Consider the following 20396-nt stretch of genomic DNA (forward strand, 5'->3'; position numbering starts at 1 on the left):
CGCGCCCTGACCGCGCGCCCTTCACCCCCGTCCACGGGGTGACACCCGGTTGACCGGCGTGGGCCGGCATGTTGTACTCCGGATCGTGACCGACACCTGTGTGCGCCTGTGGCGGAGGGTCCACATGGACCTCGTCCGCTACGCGGGCTGCGTGTGTCGCCCGTCCTGCTGAATTCGCATCCCTTCCTCACCGGCGCCGTCGTGCGCCCTTTTCCGCGAACCCTTTTCAGGACGGTACCCGTGTCTGTCCCCTCCCCTTCCCTGCCCTCGTCCCCGTCACGTGCCGCCGCCCCGGCGCCCACCCAGGCGGACCTCCTCGACTTCGTCCGGCGCACGGCGGCCGACGCCGAGCTGGTCGCCTCCCTGCCGCTCGATCCGGAGGGCCGCACCTGGGTACGGCTGCAAGGCCCCGGCGGAAGCGAGGCCTGGCTGATCGGCTGGCCACCCGGCACCGGCACCGGCTGGCACGACCACGCCGACTCGGTCGGCGCCTTCCTCACCGCCTCGGGCGAGCTGACCGAGAACTCCCTCGCCACCCGGCTCCCCACCGACGGCTGGAAGACCCTGGAACTCACCGAGGGCGTGGACCGCGTGCGCCGGCTGCCCGCCGGTCGGGGCCGTGGCTTCGGCCGTCATCACGTGCACGAGGTGCTCAACGAGTCCCGCGACCGGCACGCGATCTCCGTCCACGCCTATTACCCGCCGTTGCCACGGATCCGCCGTTACAGTCGCACGGGCCAGGTGCTGCGCCTGGAGCAGGTCGAACGCCCGGAGGACTGGCAGTGAGCGACACCGGCGAACAGCAGGCGGGCACCGTCGCGGCCGACGAACGACCGCCCGGCATCGACGAACTGCTGGAGCGGGTCCGGGCCGGCTACCAGCGCATCGAGGCACGAGAGGCGCATGAGGCGGCGCGGGCCGGCCGGGCGCTGCTGGTCGACATCCGGTACGCGGCCCTGCGCGAGCGGGACGGACTCATCCCCGGCGCCGTCGTGGTCGAGCGCAACGAACTGGAGTGGCGCCTCGATCCCCAGGGCAGCCACCGCCTCCCCGAGGCCACCGGGCACGACCTGCGTGTCGTGGTGATCTGCAACGAGGGCTACGCCTCCAGCCTCGCCGCCGCATCCCTCCACCAGCTGGGCCTGTACCGGGCAACCGACCTGGTGGGCGGCTTCCAGGCCTGGCGGTCGGAAGGGCTGCCGGTGAAGCCGGCGAGGCCCTGACCCCGGAGCCGAGGACAACGATGAACCCCCCGCGTGATGCGGGGGGTTCGCGGCAAAGGGTCTGCTTCGCCGGTGGTACGAGTCCTTTGCCGTGCTGCTAGTCCTCTGCCGTGGCGCTAGTCCTCTCCCATGGTGCTAGTCCTTTGCCGTGGTGCGAGACCTCCCTCCGTGGGCCGCCGGCTCGCCGTGGACAGTCCCGCGAGTCGTCCGCCGGGGGCTGCGGGTTCTTCGTGGGCTACTCCCACGGGTCCTCCGCCGTGGGCCGCCGATTCGCCGCGGCCCACCCCTTCACCGCGGCCCACCTCTTCACCGCGGGCTGCCTCTTCACCGCGGGCTGCCTCTTCACCGCGGGCTGCCTTTTGGCCGTGGGCTGCCTTTTGGCCGTGGGCTATTCCTTCGCCGTGGCGACCGTCACCGCCCGCACCCGGAGCGCCGCCCGTCCCGGCAGGGCGCTGGCCACGAGCGCGAGGACGCCCGCGATCCCGACGATGCCCACGTAGAGCAGCGGGGTGACCGTCGGCGCGGCCCGGCCCGTCATGCCGACGCTGAACGCGGTGAGCACGGCTAGGGCGATCCCGCTGCCGAGCGAGGTGGCGAGGAACAGGACGGACAGGGCCTCGGTGCGCAGCATGCGCAGGACCTGCCGCCGGGTCGCGCCGGCGAGGCGGAGCAGCGCGAACTCCCGGACCCGCTCGGCGACCGACATGGCGAGCGTGTTGACGACGGCGATGGCGGTGAAGGCCAGGACCAGTCCCATGGCGAGGTAGTTGACCTCGGCGTTCGCCTGCTGCCGGTCGGCCTGCACGGCGTCGGCGTCGGCCGGCGAAAGAATCCGCAGTCCCGGGAACTTACGCAGAGTAGTCGCGAGTTGTGTCTGTGTACGGGTCGTGGTGACGAGGACGGAGGAGGCGAGCGGGTTGTCGACGTGGTGGGCCACGAGGTCGTGGGCAAAGGTGAGGTCGCCGAAGCCGAGACCCCGGGCGTAGACGGCCGCGACGGTGAGCGTGGCGGGCGTGCCGTCGCCCAGCGTGAGTTTCAGGGTGCTTCCCGGCTTCAGATGCTGCTGGTCCGCGGCCAGTTCGCTGACGGCGACGGTGCCGGGACCGAGCCGGTCGAGGGAGCCGGCGGTGACCTCCGGGTCCCAGGTGCGGGTCAGACCCGCGGGGGTGACCGCTTGCGCGGCGTACTTGTCGAGGCCGACGCGGACGGTCGTACGGACGACCTCGGTGACGGTGTCGTGCCCTGCGCGCAGCCGCTCGGCCGCCTCGCCGGGGACGCCCAGGCCCTGTCCGGCGACGACCCAGTCGGCCTTGATGCCTTCGCGGGCCTGGGTCCGGGCGGCGTCCCCAAGGGTGGCCTGGACGAACAGGACGGTGCAGGTCATGCCGACGAGCAGGGCGAGCGGGGTGACGACGGAGGCCATGCGGGCGGCGTTGCCGCGCAGGTTGGCGGTGGCGAGCCGGCCGCCGTGACCGGTGAACCGGAGCGGGCCGGCCAGCAGCAGCGCGGCGGCCTTGACCAGGAGCGGGCCGAGCAGGGCGACGGAGGTGGACAGCACGATGACGGCGAGGAAGGTCACAGGAGTCGAGGCGGGCTCGGTACGCAGAGAGGCGAGGACGACGACGAGGACGACTCCGCCGGCCAGGGAAAGCAGCCCGGCGACGATCCGGCCCCAGGCGGGCCGGGTGCGCTCGGCCCTGGCTTCGGCGAGGGCCTCGGCCGGGCGGATCCTGGCGATCCTGTGGGAGGCGATCCTGGCTGCCGCCCAGGCGCCGAGCAGGGTGGCGCCGAGGGCGGCGAGCGGCGGGAAGACACTGACGGTGTGTTCGAGCGTGTCGGGTACGGCGCCGAGTGCGACGAACCGGGAGTGCAGCCAGCCGCCCAGCAGCAGTCCGAGCAGTGCGCCGGCAGTGCCCGCCGCCGCGCCGACGATCAGCGCTTCCCGGCCGAGCAGCTTGCGGATCTGCCCGGGGGTGGCGGCGACGGCGCGGAGCAGGGCGAGTTCGCGGTGGCGCTGCTGGACGGTGAGCGCGAAGGTGCCGACGACCACGAGCACCGCAACCAGCAGCGAGGTGCCGCCCATGGCGCCGCCCATGCTGACCAGCCGGGTGCGGGCGGCAGCGGCGTCCAGGAACTCGACGGGCCCGCGGGCGTCACCGGTGCTGACCTGGGCCGTGGTGCCGTGCAGCGCCCGCTCCAGGGCCTGGCGCACCCGCTCGGGGTCGGCTCCCTCGGCCGGCAGTACGCCGAACGCGGTGACCCGTCCGGGGTGCGCGGCCAGCCGGCGGGCCTCGGCGGCGGAGAAGAACAGTGACGTCTGGTGGCGTACGGAGGTGGCAGGGGTGGCGATACCGGTGATGCGGTAGTCGCGCGGAGCCTGTGTGGACTGCACGGTGAGGCGGTCACCGGGCCGGAGGCCGGCCCGCTCGGCGAGGTCGCCGTCGATGACGAGGTCGTCCGCGGCCCGGGGGGCCCGGCCCGCGGTCAGCCGGTACGGGGTCAGCGCGGCGGAGTCCCAGGCATGGCCGTAGGCGGTACGGCCGCCGGTGCCGGCCGGGGTCGACGGCTGGGCGGGGAAGGTGAGTTCGGGGACGACCCGGGCCACGCCGGGGGTGTGGGCGAGGGTGCTGCGCAGGTGCCCGGGAAGCCAGGCGCGCTCGGCGATGGGCTTCGCCTTGTGCTTGACCTTGGTCTTGCCCTTCTTGTGCTTGACGGTGGTCCGGTGCACGTACTGGTCGGCGGAGACCACGACGGGGGCGGCGGCGTAGCGTTCGGTGCGGATGGTGCCACGCAGGCCGGTGTCGAGGAGACTGCCGCAAGCGGTGATCAGGGCCGCCGCGCACATCAGGGCGAGGAAGGCGCCGAGGAATCCGGCCTTCCGGGCGCGGATGGTTCGCAGGGCGTAGCGCAGCATCATGGGGACGGACTCTCTTCTGTTGTGTGCACGGGTCGTGTCGTGCGCGGCCGGCCTCCGGCTGATGCGGAAGCCAGGGCCTGGGGCGCGCGTACAGATTCGCCCGTGCGGGCAGGAGAGAGCACTGCGGTGGCCCGGCGTCTTCCGCCGGGGGTCGTCCCGCCCCTCCGCTGCGGGGGTTGACCCCACCCCCTTGCCCGTCCGAGGTGCCGGTCACCGGCTCCCGTCCCGGAGGGAGCGCAGAAGCGGCCGACCCCGACGAGCCGACACAGACCCCCGATGCCCGCGCAACCGACGGAAGCCCCGGCCCCGGGAAGCGTCGGGAGTCGCCGGACCCGCCTCCGGGAAGTGTCGGAAGCCCCTGGCGCCTTCCCAAGAACCGTCAGTCTTTGGCCCCTACCCGGGAACCGTCAGCCCCCGGCCCGTCCCCAGGAACCTCAGTCCCGCCCCCGCCCCCGCCCTCGTCCCCGGGGATGGTCAGAAGTCCCCGGCCCCGTCTTCGAGGTACTCCGTGTCCTCGCCCTCTTCCTCCAGGGCCTGGCGGACGACGCGGAGGGCCATCCCCTCGGGGTAGCCCTTGCGGGCGAGCATGCCCGCGAGCCGACGGAGCCGCTTGTCGCGGTCGAGGCCACGGGTGGCACGCAGCTTGCGGGCGACGAGTTCGCGGGCGGTCGCCTCCTCCTGCTCGGAGTCGAGCTGGGCGACGGCGTCGTCGATCAGCGCCGAGTCGACCCCCTTGGTGCGCAGTTCCCGGGCGAGGGCGCGGCGGGCGAGTCCCCGCCCGTGGTGCCGTGACTCCACCCAGGCGTCCGCGAAGGCGCCGTCGTCGATGAGCCCGACCTCCTCGAACCGTGACAGCACCTCCTCGGCCACATCCTCGGGGATCTCCCGTTTGCGCAGTGCGTCCGCGAGCTGCTTGCGGGTGCGCGGGGTCCCGGTGAGCAGGCGCAGGCAGATCGCCCGGGCCCGCTCAGCCGGGTCCCCTGAAGACTCCCCCCGCTCGTCCCTCGCCGAGGAAGGGGCGCCTTCGTCCTCACCGGGCGCGTCCCCGAAGCCGCGCCGCCGTCGGCCGCGCCCGCGGCCTCCGCCCCGTGCGCCGCTTTCGTCACGGCCGCGGTGCTGCTCACGCTCGCCGTACGCGTCGCGCCCGTCGTCCCGGTGCCCGTCGTCCCGGTGCCCGTCGTCCCGGTGTCCGTCGTCACCGTCCGGGGCGGAGTCCGGGTAGCCCCCGGTGCCCCTCCCCCGTGGGGCACCGGGGGTGGCGTACTCGTACTCGGCCCAGTCGGTTCGTCGCGTCACGGGTCAGCTCTTGGCTGCGGCGGCCTTGGGCTTGGTGGCCTTGGCTGCTGCCGGGGCGGGCGCCGACTTGGCGGCGTCCTCGGCCGCGGTGGTGACCGCCGCGTCGGTACCCGGCTCGGCCGCGGGCTCCTCCGGCCGGACACCCACGCCCAGCTTCTCCTTGATCTTCTTCTCGATCTCGTTGGCCAGGTCGGGGTTGTCCTTGAGGAAGTTCCGCGCGTTCTCCTTGCCCTGGCCGAGCTGGTCGCCCTCGTACGTGTACCAGGCGCCGGCCTTGCGCACGAAGCCGTGCTCCACGCCCATGTCGATCAGGCCGCCCTCGCGGCTGATGCCCTGACCGTAGAGGATGTCGAACTCGGCCTGCTTGAAGGGCGGCGCGACCTTGTTCTTGACGACCTTGCAGCGGGTGCGGTTGCCGACCGCCTCCGTGCCGTCCTTCAGGGTCTCGATGCGGCGGATGTCGATGCGCACCGAGGCGTAGAACTTCAGGGCCCGGCCACCGGTCGTGGTCTCCGGGGAGCCGAACATCACGCCGATCTTCTCGCGGAGCTGGTTGATGAAGATCGCGGTGGTCTTGGACTGGTTGAGCGCGCTGGTGATCTTGCGCAGCGCCTGGCTCATCAGACGGGCCTGCAGACCGACGTGGCTGTCGCCCATCTCGCCCTCGATCTCCGCGCGCGGGACGAGCGCGGCGACGGAGTCGATGACGATGAGGTCGAGGGCACCGGAGCGGACCAGCATGTCCACGATCTCCAGGGCCTGCTCGCCGTTGTCGGGCTGGGAGAGGATCAGGTTGTCGATGTCGACGCCGAGCTTGCGCGCGTACTCGGGATCGAGGGCGTGCTCGGCGTCCACGAAGGCGACCTGACCGCCGGCCTTCTGGGCGTTCGCCACGGCGTGCAGGGTCAGGGTCGTCTTACCGGAGGACTCCGGTCCGTAGATCTCCACGACACGGCCGCGCGGCAGGCCACCGACGCCGAGGGCGACGTCGAGCGCGGTCGACCCGGTCGGGATGACCTCGATGGGCTCCTTCGACCGCTCGCCCATGCGCATGACCGCGCCCTTGCCGAATTGCCGTTCAATCTGTGCGAGCGCGGCGTCGAGCGCCTTCTCGCGGTCGGTTCCTGCCATGGGTTCCACCCGGTTTGCTTGAGTCGATCGCTTCACGTCAAAGACGCTAACGCCTGCCACTGACAATGCGCCCCGACGCAGGCCCAGCCTGTGGATAACCGAGGGACATATCCCCGTGAACCGGGGCGAAATCCTCAACCGAAAGCCTCGCCTGAGCCTCCATGAGAATGGATGTTCGATTTTGGTGTCAAGCGCACCACGCGGTGCGGGGCCTGGCCTCGCGCGGGGTGGGGCCGGGCTCCGCGCGGGGTGGGCGGAGGTGAACGACGGGGATCGGACGCGGGCCCTCCGCCACGCCCTGCACCGGCTGCCGGCCCGCACCACCCGCAGCTTCCCGACGCCTTCGCCCCTCTCAGGGGCTTCTCGGGTCACCTGGCGGCGGGCCGCTTCGCCCCTCTCGGGGGCTTCCGGGTCACCCGCGGCGGGCCGGTCTGCTCCCGGCGGTGTACCCCGGGTGTCTCCGGCGGGACGACGACCGCGCGGGCCGGGCCCGCGAGCCTGGGCCCATGAAGAATCCGCGCGCCACCGTCGACCGCGTCTGCCACACCACGGGCCTGCTCCTCATCCTGTCCGGCCTCGTCCACCTGGTGGTGTTCGCGGTCGACGGCGGCCCCTGGGACGGTCCCGTCTCCTGGCGCAAGCCCGTCACCTTCGGGCTCTCGTTCGGGGTGACACTGATCGCGGTCACCTGGGTCACGTCGTACCTGCGGACCGGCGACCGGCTGCGCGCGGCCCTGCTGCTCGTCTTCGCCGCCGACTGCGTGGTGGAAGTGGGCGGCATCACCCTCCAGGCATGGCGCCGGGCGCCCTCGCACCTGAACATGGAGACGCCCTTCGACACGGGGGTGTCCATGACACTGGCGGTGGGCGGCGGCGTCCTGGTCGTCCTGCTGACCCTCTTCGCCGTCGCGTCCTTCCGGCACCGGCCGACGGGCCCCGCCGGCATGCCGCTGGCCGTGCGGTCCGGTTTCGCGCTCCTGCTGGTGGCACTGGCCTCGGGTGCGGCGATGATCGCGCGCGGGGTCGTCCTGACGCGGACCGGACACCAGGAGGCCGCCTACCACTCGACCGCCCCGCTCAAGCCGCTGCACGGAGTGAGCCTGCACGCGGTCCTCGTCCTGCCCCTGCTCGCCCGGCTGCTGACCCGTACGCCCTGGGGCGAGGGTGTGCGCCGGCGGATCGTGGCCACGGCGGCCGGCTGTTACGCGGCAGCCGTCGCCGTGGCCGGCCTGTGGGCGGCACTCACGTATTGAGGCGGCGCCGTGCGGCGGGAGCCGCCTACGAGGGCTCCTGCCCGCCGGGGCGGCACCCGGCCCACAGCCGCCGTGCGCGCGTGAGCATCCCGGGACCGCTCGGGCCCCTGCGGCGGTGCCCGTGCACCCGCGGGTCGTCCGTGACGGCGTACCGCTTCACGTACGCCCCCAGGAACGCCTGGAGCGTGGCCACCGCCGGGATGGCGATCAGCGCGCCGACCGCGCCCAGCAGCGCGGTGCCCGCGATGACCGAGCCGAAGGCGACCGCCGGGTGGATGTCGACGGTCTTGGCGGTCAGCTTGGGCTGGAGCATGTAGTTCTCGAACTGCTGGTAGATCACGACGAAGACCAGCACCCACACCGCGTACCAGGGGTTGACGGTGAACGCGATCAGCATCGGCAGCGCGCCCGCGAGGTACGTCCCGATGGTGGGGATGAACTGCGAGACGAGACCCACCCAGACGCCGAGCACGGGCGCATACGGCACACCCATGGCCTCGAGCAGGATGTAGTGCGCGATCCCGGAGATGAGCGCCATGAGTCCGCGCGAGTACAGATAGCCGCCCGTCTTGTCGACGGCGATCTCCCAGGCGCGCAGCACCTCGGCCTGGCGCGCGGGCGGCAGGACGGAGCACAGGGCGCGGCGCAGCCGGGGGCCGTCCGCGGCGAAGTAGAACGAGAACAGGGCGACCGTCAGCAGCTGGAAGAGCCCGCCGAGCACCTGGGTGGACACATCGAGGACACCGGCCGCGCTGTTCTGCACGTACTTGCGCAGCCACGCGGAGTGCAGCAGCCCCTCCTGGACGTCCACCCGTCTGAGGTCCGTGTGGAACTTCGCATTGATCCAGTTGATGAGCGAGTCAAGGTAGTCCGGGAAACCCTCGATCATCTTGATGATCTGGCCGGCCAGCATCGACCCGAGCAGGGTGACGAACCCGGCGGCGACGACGGTCAGCCCGAAGAAGACGAGGAAGGTGGCGAGCCCTCTGCGCATGCCACGCGCCGCCATCCGGCTCACCGCGGGCTCTATCGCGAGGGCCAGGAAGAACGCGATCAATATGTTGATCAGCAGTCCGGTCAGCTGGTGGAAGGCCCAGCTGCCCAGCTGGAACGCGGCGATCAGCGCGAGCGCGAGCACCATGGCGCGCGGCAGCCACCGCGGCATCCGGCCGCCCGGTGCCACGGCGTCGAAGAGCGGGGGCCGGCCGGGCGGGCTCGCAACGGCCGGTGCTGTCTGCCGGGTGGACGGCTCGCCGTCCTCGGCAGTGGGTGCCAGGGGGTCCTCGTCAGTGGGTGCCACGCGCCCAGTCTCGCCCACGCCACCGACAACCGGCGCCCACCAGCGATCTTCGTGACAGATCAGTACCGTACTGTGGCATTCCGCGTCGGCAAACCCGACATTTCAGCGGCCCGGTCAGCGCTTTTCACCCGGCACGTTCATGACCGTGCAGACCACGCGCCAGACGTCCTTGGCATCCCAGCCGGCGTCCAGCGCCTCGTGCACCGTGCGTCCGCCCAGCTCGGCCATGACGTGATCGCGCGCGAAGGTGTCGGCGTACCCCGGACCGAAGTGTTCCGCCATCCGCTGCCAGAAGACCGTCAACCGCATGACCCCAGTATCCCGCCCCTGGGGGTGGGCCCTGCCCGGGAGGGCCTGCCGAGACCGCTTTCCGCCCTACGGTCTGACGCATGGCCGAACTAGGAGCTTCCCCACTCCCCTCCACGCCCCCGGCGCGCTCCCCGCTCTTCCGCGCCGAACAGTTCGCGTGGCTCACCGCGCGCGTGCTGGAGCAGCATCTCTTCGCGTACCACTTCCTGCACGGCAGCCCGGAGGCGGTGGAAGCGGCACTGGACGCCTACCGCAACGAGGACGGCGGGTACGGGCACGCCCTGGAGCCCGATCTGCGCGGACCGGTCAGCCAGCCCCTGCACACCGCGCACGCGCTGCGCGTGCTGGACGCGGTCGGGCGGTGCGGTGGGCAGCGGGTGGAGCGCGTGTGCCGCTATCTGACCGCCGTCTCCACCTGCGACGGGGCACTGCCGGCGATCCACCCCAGCCAGCGCGGGTATCCGACGGCGCCGTTCGTCCCGGTCGTCGACGATCCGCCCAGCGATCTGCTGGCCACCGGGCCGGTGGTCGGGCTGCTGCACCGCAACGAGGTCTGGCACGCCTGGCTGTTCCGGGCCACCGACTACTGCTGGCACGCGGTGGAGAACCTGGAGAAGTCCCACCCCTACGAGGTGGAGGCCGCCGTGACCTTCCTGGACTCCGCTCCCGACCGCACGCGCGCGCAGGCCGCCGCCGACCGGCTGGGCCGCCTGGTGCGGGAGCAGCGGCTCGCCGTGCTGGACCCAGACCGGCTCGACGCGTTTCCGGTCGCGTCCGGCTACGCCCCGGGCGAGCACCACTTCCCGCACGACTTCGCCAGGAGCCCTGACTCGCTCGCGCGCGCGTGGTTCACGGACGACGAGATGGCACGCTCGCTGGATCACCTGGCCGCCGAGCAGCGGGAGGACGGCGGCTGGCCCGTCCGGTGGCGCCAGTGGGCCCCGGCGCCCGCGCTGGAGGCGCGCGCCCTGGTGACGATCGAGGCGCTGCGCACCCTGAGGGCCCACGGCCGCTTCGTGGGCTGAGCCGGCCCCGTCCGCGGACCGTTCCCTCCCCGTCCGCGGACCGTGCCGGCCTCGTCCGCCGACCGGCCGGCCCGCTCAGCCGCCGACGGCCCGTACGCCCGCCGTCACCACCACGGCCGCCGTGACGACCAGCAGGAACGGCGCGCGCAGCACCAGTGCCACGGCTGCGGCGCCGAGCCCGGCGGCCCGGGCGTCCAGCACCAGCGCGTGCCCGTCGGCGAACGTCTGCTGGGCCGTGAGCGCGGCGAGCAGGGCGACGGGCAGCAGGGCGGCGAGTCGCCGCACGTACGGCCGCTCCACGGTGTGCGCCGGCACCAGGAGGCCGGCGAGCTTGACGGCGTAGCAGCCGAGGACTGTCACGCCGATCGCGATCCAGGTGTTCACCGGTCCCCCTCCACGCCGTCCGTGGCGTCCTGCCCCGTACGCCCCCGGCGCCGGCCCTCGGCGAGGAGCGCGAGCGGGGCCGCCAGTGCCGCCACCAGGACCGGTACTCCGGCCGGCAGGACGGGCAGCAGGCCGAGGCCCAGCAGGACGGCGAGGCCCGCGACCGCGCGCTCGGTGGCCGTCTTCAGCATCGGCGCGAGCAGGGCCAGGAACACGGCGGGTCCCGCCGCGTCCAGTCCCCACGCGCGCGTGTCACCGATCGCCTCGGCCCCCAGGGCGCCGAGCAGCGTGGTGAGGTTCCACAGCACGTACAGGCTGAGCCCGGTGACGGTGAAGCCGATCCGCGCTGCCCGCCGGGTCGGCTGTGCCAGGGTGACCGCCGTGGTCTCGTCGATCACCCACTGGGCGGCGAACGGCCGCACCGCGCGCGGGAGGGCGAGCAGCTGCGACAGCCGCAGCCCGTAGAAGGCGTTGCGTACGCCCAGGAAGAACGCACCGGCCGCGGCCGTGAACGGGCTGCCCCCCGCGGCGAGCGCCCCGACCAGGGCGAACTGGGAGGCGCCGGTGAACACCAGGAGGCTGAGCGCGCAGGTCTGGAGCAGCCCGAGTCCGCTGCCGGCCGAGGTCACGCCGAAGGCGAATCCGGACAGGCCTACGGCGACGCCGACCCCGAGGGCGTCCCGTACGACGGCCGCGTCCGGCTTGTCCGCCCCGTCGGCTGTCTGGTCCGTGAGTGCTATGTGCTGTGCCACGCCCCGGACGCTACGGGCGGCCGTCAACCCGTGTCTTGTACGTTCTTGCGCTCGCCGGGGCTCGTGCGCTCGCGCTGGTAGGCGCCCGGAGGCACTCCGACGATCCGGGCGAAGTGGCGGTTGAGGTGGGGCTGGTCGGTGAAGCCGACGGCGACGGCCGCCTCGGCGGGCGTGGTCCCCGCGTCCAGCAGCAGCCGGGCGCGGCGCACGCGGGCGTCGGTCAGCCAGGCGTGCGGCGGCAGGCCGTAGGCGTCGCGGAACGCCCGCAGCAGGGCGAACGGGCTGGTCCCGAGGTCCTCGGCCAGCCGCTCCAGGGTCGGCGGCCCGGCCATCCGGTCTTCCAGCACCGCACGCGCGCGTGCCGCGATCCGCGCACCGGCCGTCCGGGTCCGCCGCTCGGGCAGCGGTCCGCCGTTCAACCGCAGCAGCCTGGTCACGGCGACCCGCAGGAGCGTGTCGGCGGCCAGCGGGTTGCCCTCGTCGGCCGCGCGCAGCACCTGGTGGACCAGACGGACGGTGTAGGAATCGTCGAGGACGGGGCTGACGAAGCCCGGGCTGCCGCGGAGGGTGGTGGTCTCGGCGGCGATCGCGGCGACCACGTCGGGCGACGGGTAGAGCGCGCCGTACCGCCAGCCCTCGGGCACCCCGGCCCGGCCGGTGTGCGGGGTGTCCGGGTTGACCAGGGCGAGCGCTCCCGCGCCCCCGGAGACGTCGGAGCCGTGGTGGTGGAAGACCTCGACGCCGTCGGCGATGGCCGCGATGACGAAGTGCTCGTGGGTGTGCCGGACGAAGGTCTTGCGGATGTAGCGGGCTCGCAGCAGGTCCACCCCGGGCAGCTCCGCGTACCGCCAGTGCCGTGCCCGTTCCCCTGATCCCGCCATACCGCCATTGTCCGCCCGGCCGGCCGCCACACGGCTCCGGCCACCCGGAACCCCGGGCCCACGCCGAGCCCGCCCCCGTCTCGGCCCACCGGGCACGCCTCTTCGCCGGCCCCGCCCGGCACCATGCCGACCCCGTCCGGCACACCCGGCCCCGGTCCCGCCCGGCTGACACCACGCCGCCCCCACCCGGAACGGCACCACGTCGCCCCCGCCCGGCACAACACCACTCCGGCCCGGCTCCGCGTACCCGGCCCCAGCCCGCCCGGCACGCCCCGCGCCGCCGCCCGGCACGCCTCACCCGATCCCCCGACCCGCAGCCAGCCAGCCGGCCAGCCGGCCAGCCGGCCACCGAGCGGAGCAGGCCCCGGGCCCCGGGCCCGAAGACCCGCACAGCGTCCCATTTGCCCAGGTCAGGGTGATTGTCAGTGGGTGGGTGCAGGATGGACGCATGGTCAGCTCCGCCCACCGGGCCCTCGACGGCTTCTCCCCCGCGACCCGCGGCTGGTTCACGGGGGCCTTCTCCGCGCCCACCGCGGCCCAGGCGGGCGCGTGGCAGGCCATTCAGGCGGGCTCGGACGTGCTGGTGGTCGCCCCCACCGGCTCGGGCAAGACCCTGGCCGCGTTCCTCGCCGCGCTGGACCAGCTGGCCTCGGCCCCGCCCCCGGCCGACCCGAAGAAGCGCTGCCGGGTGCTGTACGTGTCGCCGCTGAAGGCCCTGGCCGTCGACGTGGAACGCAACCTGCGCAGCCCCCTGACCGGCATCCGCCAGGAATCCGTGCGTGCGGGCCTGCCCGAGCCCGAGGTCAGGGTCGGCATCCGGTCCGGCGACACCCCGGCCGCCGAGCGCCGCGCCCTGTCCACGCGCCCGCCGGACATCCTGATCACCACCCCCGAGTCGCTGTTCCTGATGCTGACGTCGGCCACCCGCGACGCGCTCACGGGCGTGGAGACGGTGATCCTGGACGAGGTGCACGCGGTCGCGGGCACCAAGCGCGGCGCGCACCTGGCGCTCTCCCTTGAGCGGCTGGACGAACTGCTGCCGAAGCCGGCCCGCCGGATCGGCCTGTCGGCGACCGTGCGTCCGGTGGACGAGATCGCCCGGTATCTGTCGCCGCGCCGCAAGGTGGAGATCGTCCAGCCGGAGTCCGGCAAGGAGTTCGACCTCTCCGTGGTCGTCCCGGTCGAGGACATGGGTGAGCTGGGCGGCTCCCCGGCCACCGAAGCCGCCGAGGGCGCGGAGCGGCCCTCCATCTGGCCGCACGTGGAGGAGCGGATCGCCGACCTGGTCCAGGCCCACCGGTCCACGATCGTCTTCGCCAACTCGCGCCGGCTGGCGGAACGCCTGTGCAACCGGCTCAACGAGATCGCCTACGAACGGGCGACCGGGGAGACCCTGGACGAGCACCACTCCCCCGCCCAGCTGATGGGCGGCTCGGGTGCGGCCCAGGGCGCGCCACCGGTGATCGCCCGCGCGCACCACGGCTCGGTCTCCAAGGAGCAGCGTGCCCTGGTCGAGGAGGACCTGAAGGCCGGCCGGCTGCCCGCGGTGGTCGCCACGTCCAGCCTCGAACTGGGCATCGACATGGGCGCGGTGGACCTCGTCGTGCAGGTCGAGTCCCCGCCCTCGGTCGCCTCCGGGCTCCAGCGCGTGGGCCGCGCGGGACACCAGGTGGGTGCCGTCTCCACCGGCGTCGTCTTCCCGAAGTACCGGGGCGACCTCGTCCAGGCGGCCGTGGTCACGGAGCGGATGCGCTCGGGTTCGATCGAGTCGTTGCGGGTCCCCGCGAACCCGCTGGACGTGCTCGCGCAGCAGCTGGTCGCCATGACGGCGCTGGACACCTGGCAGTTCGACGACCTGCTGGCCGCGGTCCGCCGCGCGGCCCCGTTCGCCTCGCTGCCCGAGTCGGCGTTCACGGCGACGCTCGACATGCTCGCGGGCCGCTATCCCTCGGACGCGTTCGCGGAGCTGCGTCCGCGCGTGGTGTGGGACCGCGTCACCGGCGAGATCACCGGCCGCCCGGGCGCCCAGCGCCTCGCCGTCACCTCCGGCGGCACGATCCCGGACCGCGGCCTGTTCGGCGTCTTCCTCGCCGGTTCCGACCCCAAGAAGGGCGGCGGCCGGGTCGGCGAACTGGACGAGGAGATGGTCTACGAGTCGCGGGTGGGCGACGTCTTCACGCTGGGCACGAGCTCCTGGCGGATCGAGGACATCACGCGCGACCGCGTCCTGGTCTCGCCCGCGCCGGGCGTGCCGGGCCGGCTGCCCTTCTGGAAGGGCGACCAGCTGGGCCGTCCGCTGGAGCTGGGCCGCGCGGTGGGCGCGTTCCTGCGCGAGGTCGGCTCGCTGTCCAAGGACGACGCCCGGCTGCGACTGCTCACGGCCGGCCTGGACGCATGGGCGGCGGACAACGTGCTGTCGTACCTCAGCGAGCAGCGTGAGGCCTGCGGCCACGTCCCGGACGACCGCACGATCGTCGTGGAGCGGTTCCGGGACGAGCTGGGTGACTGGCGGGTCGTCGTCCACTCCCCCTTCGGCGCCCAGGTCCACGCCCCCTGGGCCCTCGCCCTCGGCGCCCGTCTGTCCGAGCGGTACGGCATGGACGCGCAGGTCATGCATGCCGACGACGGCATCGTGCTGCGCCTGCCGGACGCCGATCTGATGGGCCTGGACCTGCTCGACCAGGAGCCGGTGAAGGCGGGCGCCGAGTACGACGGCGAGCAGGCGCCGGTGGGTGCCGGGGACGTCCTGTTCGACAAGGGCGAGGTCGACCAGATCGTCACCGACCAGGTCGGCGGCTCGGCGCTGTTCGCCTCCCGGTTCCGGGAGTGCGCCGCCCGCGCGCTGCTGCTGCCGCGCCGCAACCCCGGAAAGCGCACCCCGCTGTGGCAGCAGCGCCAGCGGGCGGCCCAGCTGCTCCAGGTGGCGAGCGAGTTCGGCTCGTTCCCGATCGTCCTGGAAGCGGTCCGCGAATGCCTCCAGGACGTCTTCGACGTGCCCGGACTGGTCGAGCTGATGGGCGACATCGAGTCCCGCAAGGTGCGCCTGGTCGAGGTCACCACGCCGGAGCCGTCCCCGTTCGCCCGCTCCCTGCTCTTCGGGTACGTCGCCCAGTTCCTGTACGAGGGCGACTCCCCGCTGGCAGAACGCCGCGCGGCCGCGCTCTCCCTGGACTCCCGGCTGCTGGCCGAACTGCTGGGCCAGGCGGAGCTGCGCGAACTGCTCGACGCGGAGGTGCTGACCGAGCTGGAGCGCGAGCTGCAGTGGCTCACCGAGGACCGCCGGGTCAAGGACGTCGAGGGCGTCGCCGATGTGCTCCGGCTGCTCGGCCCGCTGACCGACGCCGAGCTGGCCGCGCGCGGCGCGGACCCGCAGTGGGCGCCGGAGCTGGCCGGGGCCCGCCGGGCGATCAAGGTCCGGATCGCGGGCGCCGACCACTGGGCGGCCGTCGAGGACGCGGGCCGGCTGCGCGACGCGCTCGGCACGGCGCTGCCGGTCGGTGTCCCCGAGGCGTTCACCGAACCGGTCAAGGACCCGCTGGGCGACCTCCTCGCGCGCTACGCCCGGACCCACGGCCCGTTCACCTCAGCCGCCGCGGCGGCCCGGTTCGGTCTGGGGGTCGCGGTCACCGAGGGGGCCCTGCAGCGGCTCGCGGCCAACGGCCGGGTCGTCCAGGGCGAGTTCCACCCGGCCGGCATCGGCCAGGAGTGGTGCGACGCGGCCGTACTGCGCCGCCTGCGCCGCCGCTCCCTGGCGGCCCTGCGCCATGAGCTGGAGCCCGTGCCGCCGGCCGCGCTCGCCCAGTTCCTGCCGCAGTGGCAGCACATCGGCAAGGGCCACGGACTGCGCGGCGTAGACGGACTGGTGCGCGCCGTCGAGCAGTTGCAGGGTGCCTCCGTGCCCGCCTCCGCGCTGGAGAAGCTGGTCCTGCCCTCCCGCGTGGCGAACTACACGCCCTCGATGCTCGACGAACTGACCGCCGCGGGCGAGGTGGTGTGGGCCGGCGCGGGCGCCCTGCCCGGCAAGGACGGCTGGGTCTCCCTCTATCTGGCGGACGCGGCCCCGCTGCTGCTGCCGGCACCGCATCCGCTGGAGCTGACCGCGCTCCACCAGTCCGTCCTCGATGCCCTCTCCGGCGGCTACGGCCTGTTCTTCCGGCAGATCGCCGACCAGATCCGCGCCACCACGCACCCCGACGTCACCGACCCCCAACTGGCCGACGCGCTGTGGGACCTGGCCTGGTCGGGACGGCTCACCAACGACACCCTGGCCCCCATGCGCTCCCTGCTGGGTTCCGGCCGTACGGCGGGGTCGACCGCGCACCGCGCCAAGCGTGCCGTCCCGCGCGGACGGTACGGCTCCCTGACCGCTGCCGCGCGCACCGCCTCCCGCACCGGCCCGCCGACCGTGGCCGGCCGCTGGTCCCTGCTGCCCGTGGCCGAGCCGGACGCGACCGTGCGCGCGCACGCGCTGGCCCGCACGCTGCTGGACCGGCACGGCGTGGTCACCCGGGGTGCGGTCGCCGCGGAGGGCGTCGAGGGCGGCTTCTCGGCGGTGTACCGCGTGCTGTCGGTGTTCGAGGAGAGCGGTCAGGCCAGGCGTGGTTACGTGGTCGAGGGGCTGGGCGCGGCCCAGTTCGCGATGGACGGCGCGGTGGACCGGCTCCGCGCGGTGGCGAACGCCCGTGAGCGGGCCCAGGGTCTGCCCGCGCCGGTGCCACAGAACGGCTTCGGCGCCCCGGCCATGACCGACGGCTTCGCCGGCCAGGGCTTCCCGAACCCCTTCGACGGCACCGACGGCACCCCGCACGGCCACACGTTCGACGGAGCCGACGGTGGCTTCGCCCACCCCGGCCTGGAGGGCGACTTCACCTGGCCGCCGGAGGACCACCCCGGCGCGGACGCCGGCCGGTTCTCGCCGCGCGATCTCGCCGACCCGTTCGCCGCCCCGGGCTACGGCGGCCCACGCGGCGGCGGTACCCCATACGGATCGGGTCCTCCCCACGGCCAGTCCGCCTACGGCGCGGCCCCGCACCGCGGCTACGGTCGGGCGGGTGGTCCCCCCGCGCCCGACCCCCGTGCCGTGGTCCTGGCCGCGGCCGACCCCGCGAACGCCTACGGCTCCGCGCTGCCCTGGCCGGAGCCACCGACCGGCGCCGGGCACAAGCCGGGCCGCAAGGCGGGTTCGCTGGTCGTCCTGGTGGAGGGCGAGCTGACGCTCTACGTGGAGCGGGGCGGCAAGACGCTGCTGGCCTGGCCCACCGCCGAGGACACCGCCGCGACGGACGACCCCCGCCTGCGTACGGCCGCCGAGGCGCTGGCCGCGGCGGCCCGCGCGGGCTCGCTCGGTACGGTCACGGTCGAGCGGATCAACGGCGCCCAGGCCCTGACCTCCCCGACAGGCACCCTCCTGGAGGCGGCAGGGTTCGTGGCGACCCCGCGCGGCCTGCGCCTGAGAGCATGACCGGCACCGGCACCACTCCGCCGCCCCGCTCCGTCCACGGCCGCCGCTCCGCCCCCGGCCCGGGCACAGGCATCGCCGCGCGCCGCCGGTCACGGACCCCGCCCGGCCGGCCCGGCAGGACCCCCGCCCAGCCCGCCCGGCAGGACCTCCGTCCGGCTCACCGGCACGACCACCGTCCTGCTCCGCCCGGCACGGTCGCCGTCCCCGTCACCTGACACGACCACCGTCCCGTCCGCCCCCTCCCCCGGTAGGGTCACCGTCCCGCCCACCCGGCACGACCACCCTCGCCCCGCGTCCGCCGGACCCTGCCGTGGCACGCTTGACGCATGCCCGAAGGTGACACGGTCTGGCAGGCGGCGCGGCGGCTGCACGAAGCTCTCACGGGCAAGACGCTGACCCGCAGCGATTTCCGCGTGCCCAAGTACGCGACGGTCGACCTGACCGGCCGCAAGGTGCTCGGCACGATCCCGCGCGGCAAGCACCTGCTGACCCGCTTCGAGGGCGGCCTGACCCTGCACACCCATCTGCGCATGGAGGGCGCGTGGAAGGTGTACGGCACGGGCGAGCGGTGGCGGGGCGGACCGGCGCACCAGATCCGGGCGATCCTCGGCACCGTCGACCGCACGGCCGTCGGCTACCGTCTCCAGGTCCTGGAGCTGCTGCGCAGCACCGAGGAGGAGCAGGTCGTCGGCCATCTGGGCCCCGACCTGCTCGGCCCGGACTGGGACCCCGGGCGTGCTCTGGCCAACGTTCTCGCCGACCCCGCCCGCCAGCTCGGCGAGGCCCTGCTGGACCAGCGCAATCTGGCCGGCATCGGCAACGTCTACAAGAGCGAGCTGTGCTTCCTGCTCGGCGTGACCCCCTGGCTGCCGGCCGGCGCGCTCCCGGCGGACCGCGCCGAGAAGCTGCCCGGCCTGGCCAAGCGGCTGCTGGAGGCGAACCGCGACCGCCCGGTCCGGCAGACCACGGGTCTGCACCGGCACGACCTGTTCGTCTACGGCCGCGCGTCCCGCCCCTGCCTGCGCTGCCACACTCCCGTCCGGGTGGCCGACCAGGGCGACGGCTCCCAGGAACGCCCCACCTACTGGTGCCCCACCTGCCAGACGGGTCCGGCTCCCGCGGCCGGCACACCCCAACGCTGGCGCGACCGCTACCGCCGCACCGGCTGACCACCGGGCACCAGGACCGGCCGACCACCCAGCACCACGGACCAGCCGCCCCCCTGCACCACGGACCAGCCGACCCGGCACCACGGACCGGCGAGCACCCTGCACCTCGGACCGGCCGACCACCCAGCACCACGCACCGGCTCACACCCGGCACCACGGACCGGCCGCCGCCCCGCCCCGGCAAGCCGCGCGAGGCCCGAGGCCACCCCGTCAGTCGGCCCCGGAAGAGTGACCCCGATCCCTGCCGACTAATTGACGACCCGTCAGAAATGCTCGTACCGTCCCTGCATGGCTCTCGCCGCGTACGACCTCACCGGACGCACCGCCTTCGTCACCGGAGCCGCCGGCGGTATCGGCCGGGCCTCCGCCGTGCTGCTCGCCGAGGCGGGCGCCGCGGTGCACTGCGCCGACCGGGACGCGGACGGCCTGGACGGCACGGCCGTGCTGATCAAGGACCGCGGCGGCACGGCCCGCGTCCACGTCCTCGACGTCACCGACCGGCCCGCGCTGAACGAGGCGGTCCGCTCCTGCGAGCGGCTGGACGTGCTGGCCGCCATCGCCGGGATCATGCACAGCAGCACGGTCCTGGAGACCCGGGACGAGGATCTCGACCGGGTGCTGGACGTCAACTTCAGGGGCGTGCTGTACGCCTGCCAGGAGGCGGCCCGGCTGATGCTCGCGCACGGAACCCGCGGCAGCATCGTCACCATGGCCTCCGGCGCGATCGACACCGGCGGTGCCGGACTGCTCTGCTACGGCGCGGCCAAGGCGGCCGTCGTGCAGCTGACCAAGACGCTGGCCACCGAGGTCGGCCCACAAGGCATCCGGGTCAACGCGATCGCGCCGGGCTGGGTCCGCACCCCCATGACCGACCGCCACGACCGCGAGGCACAGGCGCACACCGAGGCCGCGATGGCCCGGCGGACACCGCTGGGCCGGGTCGGCGAACCGGACGACGTCGCGCACGCGGTGCTGTATCTGGCGTCGGACGCGTCGGGGTTCACGACGGGCCAGATACTTCGCCCGAACGGGGGTGTGACGATGCCCTGGTGACGCCTCCGGCCCGCCAGGCGACCGCCCAGCGTCCCGTCGGAACGGCGCCGGTCGCGCTCGCCTTCGGCACACAGTGCACCGGCAGCAGACTCAGCCCCCAGCCACCGGCCGCGACGGCCCCCTCCAGCACGCCCGTCCCCTGTCCGGCGGCGAGCCGCAGCACGGCCCACCACCACACCGCCCCGAGACCGACCGCGGCCCCCCGGCGCACTATCCGCCCCACCATGCCCGCCACCACCTCC

17 protein-coding genes are annotated in these 20396 nt (G+C 74.0%); 8 read left to right on the forward strand and 9 right to left on the reverse strand.

Going from position 1 to position 20396, the window contains the following annotated elements; genetic code table 11:
* Nucleotides 1-124 precede the first annotated feature (124 nt).
* From JK361_RS42680 to JK361_RS29745, 3 genes are all read left to right on the forward strand, one after another.
* Nucleotides 125-172 (forward strand): hypothetical protein, encoded by a 48-nt coding sequence (locus tag JK361_RS42680; protein ID WP_309506048.1) that lies wholly within the window; start codon nucleotides 125-127, stop codon nucleotides 170-172.
* A gap of 68 nt (nucleotides 173-240) precedes the next feature.
* On the forward strand, nucleotides 241-786 hold the full coding sequence (locus JK361_RS29740; RefSeq protein WP_201823918.1) for a cupin domain-containing protein: 546 nt from the start codon (nucleotides 241-243) through the stop codon (nucleotides 784-786).
* The gene (locus JK361_RS29745; RefSeq protein WP_201823920.1) at nucleotides 783-1223 is read left to right on the forward strand and encodes a rhodanese-like domain-containing protein; all 441 of its coding nucleotides are present in this window, start codon (nucleotides 783-785) and stop codon (nucleotides 1221-1223) included. The genes JK361_RS29740 and JK361_RS29745 overlap by 4 nt, the downstream gene beginning before the upstream one ends.
* A 388-nt stretch (nucleotides 1224-1611) precedes the next feature.
* Here the strand turns inward: JK361_RS29745 and JK361_RS29750 are convergent, their stop codons facing one another.
* The 3 genes from JK361_RS29750 to recA form a co-directional block, all read right to left on the reverse strand.
* Complete coding sequence (locus JK361_RS29750) at nucleotides 1612-4140, reverse strand: ABC transporter permease (RefSeq protein WP_201823922.1); 2529 nt, start codon at nucleotides 4138-4140, stop codon at nucleotides 1612-1614.
* A 474-nt stretch (nucleotides 4141-4614) separates the two neighbouring features.
* The gene (recX, locus tag JK361_RS29755) at nucleotides 4615-5436 is read right to left on the reverse strand and encodes a recombination regulator RecX (RefSeq protein WP_201823924.1); all 822 of its coding nucleotides are present in this window, start codon (nucleotides 5434-5436) and stop codon (nucleotides 4615-4617) included.
* A gap of 3 nt (nucleotides 5437-5439) precedes the next feature.
* On the reverse strand, nucleotides 5440-6567 hold the full coding sequence (gene recA / locus JK361_RS29760; protein ID WP_201823931.1) for a recombinase RecA: 1128 nt from the start codon (nucleotides 6565-6567) through the stop codon (nucleotides 5440-5442).
* 506 nt (nucleotides 6568-7073) lie between these two features.
* Here recA and JK361_RS29765 point away from each other — a divergent pair.
* Complete coding sequence (locus JK361_RS29765) at nucleotides 7074-7820, forward strand: hypothetical protein (protein ID WP_201823933.1); 747 nt, start codon at nucleotides 7074-7076, stop codon at nucleotides 7818-7820.
* 25 nt (nucleotides 7821-7845) lie between these two features.
* Here JK361_RS29765 and JK361_RS29770 read toward each other — a convergent pair whose 3' ends face one another.
* Both JK361_RS29770 and JK361_RS29775 read right to left on the reverse strand, forming a co-directional pair.
* Nucleotides 7846-9096, reverse strand: coding sequence for an AI-2E family transporter (locus JK361_RS29770; RefSeq protein ID WP_201823994.1), 1251 nt, complete (start codon nucleotides 9094-9096; stop codon nucleotides 7846-7848).
* Nucleotides 9097-9234: 138 nt separating this feature from the next.
* Nucleotides 9235-9429, reverse strand: a complete 195-nt coding sequence (locus JK361_RS29775) for a DUF3046 domain-containing protein (RefSeq protein WP_201823935.1) — start codon at nucleotides 9427-9429, stop codon at nucleotides 9235-9237.
* Nucleotides 9430-9509: 80 nt separating this feature from the next.
* Here JK361_RS29775 and JK361_RS29780 point away from each other — a divergent pair, with 80 nt between their 5' ends.
* Nucleotides 9510-10454 (forward strand): hypothetical protein, encoded by a 945-nt coding sequence (locus tag JK361_RS29780; protein WP_201823937.1) that lies wholly within the window; start codon nucleotides 9510-9512, stop codon nucleotides 10452-10454.
* A gap of 75 nt (nucleotides 10455-10529) precedes the next feature.
* Here JK361_RS29780 and JK361_RS29785 read toward each other — a convergent pair whose 3' ends face one another.
* Genes JK361_RS29785 through JK361_RS29795 form a run of 3 tightly spaced genes read right to left on the reverse strand, consistent with a single transcriptional unit; the run spans nucleotide 10530 to nucleotide 12471 of the window.
* Nucleotides 10530-10838, reverse strand: a complete 309-nt coding sequence (locus tag JK361_RS29785) for an AzlD domain-containing protein (protein ID WP_201823946.1) — start codon at nucleotides 10836-10838, stop codon at nucleotides 10530-10532.
* Nucleotides 10835-11590, reverse strand: a complete 756-nt coding sequence (locus JK361_RS29790) for an AzlC family ABC transporter permease (protein ID WP_201823948.1) — start codon at nucleotides 11588-11590, stop codon at nucleotides 10835-10837. Before JK361_RS29790 ends, JK361_RS29785 begins: the two co-directional genes overlap by 4 nt.
* A gap of 23 nt (nucleotides 11591-11613) precedes the next feature.
* Nucleotides 11614-12471 carry a helix-turn-helix transcriptional regulator gene (locus tag JK361_RS29795; RefSeq protein WP_201823950.1) on the reverse strand — a complete coding sequence of 286 codons (858 nt, stop codon included), beginning with the start codon at nucleotides 12469-12471 and terminating at the stop codon, nucleotides 11614-11616.
* 448 nt (nucleotides 12472-12919) lie between these two features.
* Between JK361_RS29795 and JK361_RS29800 the strand changes: the two genes are divergently transcribed.
* The 3 genes from JK361_RS29800 (at nucleotide 12920) to JK361_RS29810 (ending at nucleotide 20154) form a co-directional block, all read left to right on the forward strand.
* Complete coding sequence (locus JK361_RS29800) at nucleotides 12920-17932, forward strand: ATP-dependent helicase (RefSeq protein ID WP_201823952.1); 5013 nt, start codon at nucleotides 12920-12922, stop codon at nucleotides 17930-17932.
* 326 nt (nucleotides 17933-18258) lie between these two features.
* Nucleotides 18259-19101, forward strand: a complete 843-nt coding sequence (locus JK361_RS29805; protein WP_201823955.1) for an Fpg/Nei family DNA glycosylase — start codon at nucleotides 18259-18261, stop codon at nucleotides 19099-19101.
* 288 nt (nucleotides 19102-19389) lie between these two features.
* Nucleotides 19390-20154, forward strand: coding sequence for an SDR family NAD(P)-dependent oxidoreductase (locus JK361_RS29810; protein WP_201823957.1), 765 nt, complete (start codon nucleotides 19390-19392; stop codon nucleotides 20152-20154).
* On the opposite strand, the gene JK361_RS41510 is transcribed toward JK361_RS29810, so the two are convergent.
* The gene (locus tag JK361_RS41510) at nucleotides 20102-20380 is read right to left on the reverse strand and encodes a hypothetical protein (RefSeq protein ID WP_236053798.1); all 279 of its coding nucleotides are present in this window, start codon (nucleotides 20378-20380) and stop codon (nucleotides 20102-20104) included. The genes JK361_RS29810 and JK361_RS41510 overlap by 53 nt on opposite strands.
* Nucleotides 20381-20396: the final 16 nt, after the last annotated feature.

The organism is Streptomyces musisoli (genome assembly GCF_016741855.1).
Lineage (GTDB): Bacteria > Actinomycetota > Actinomycetes > Streptomycetales > Streptomycetaceae > Streptomyces > Streptomyces musisoli.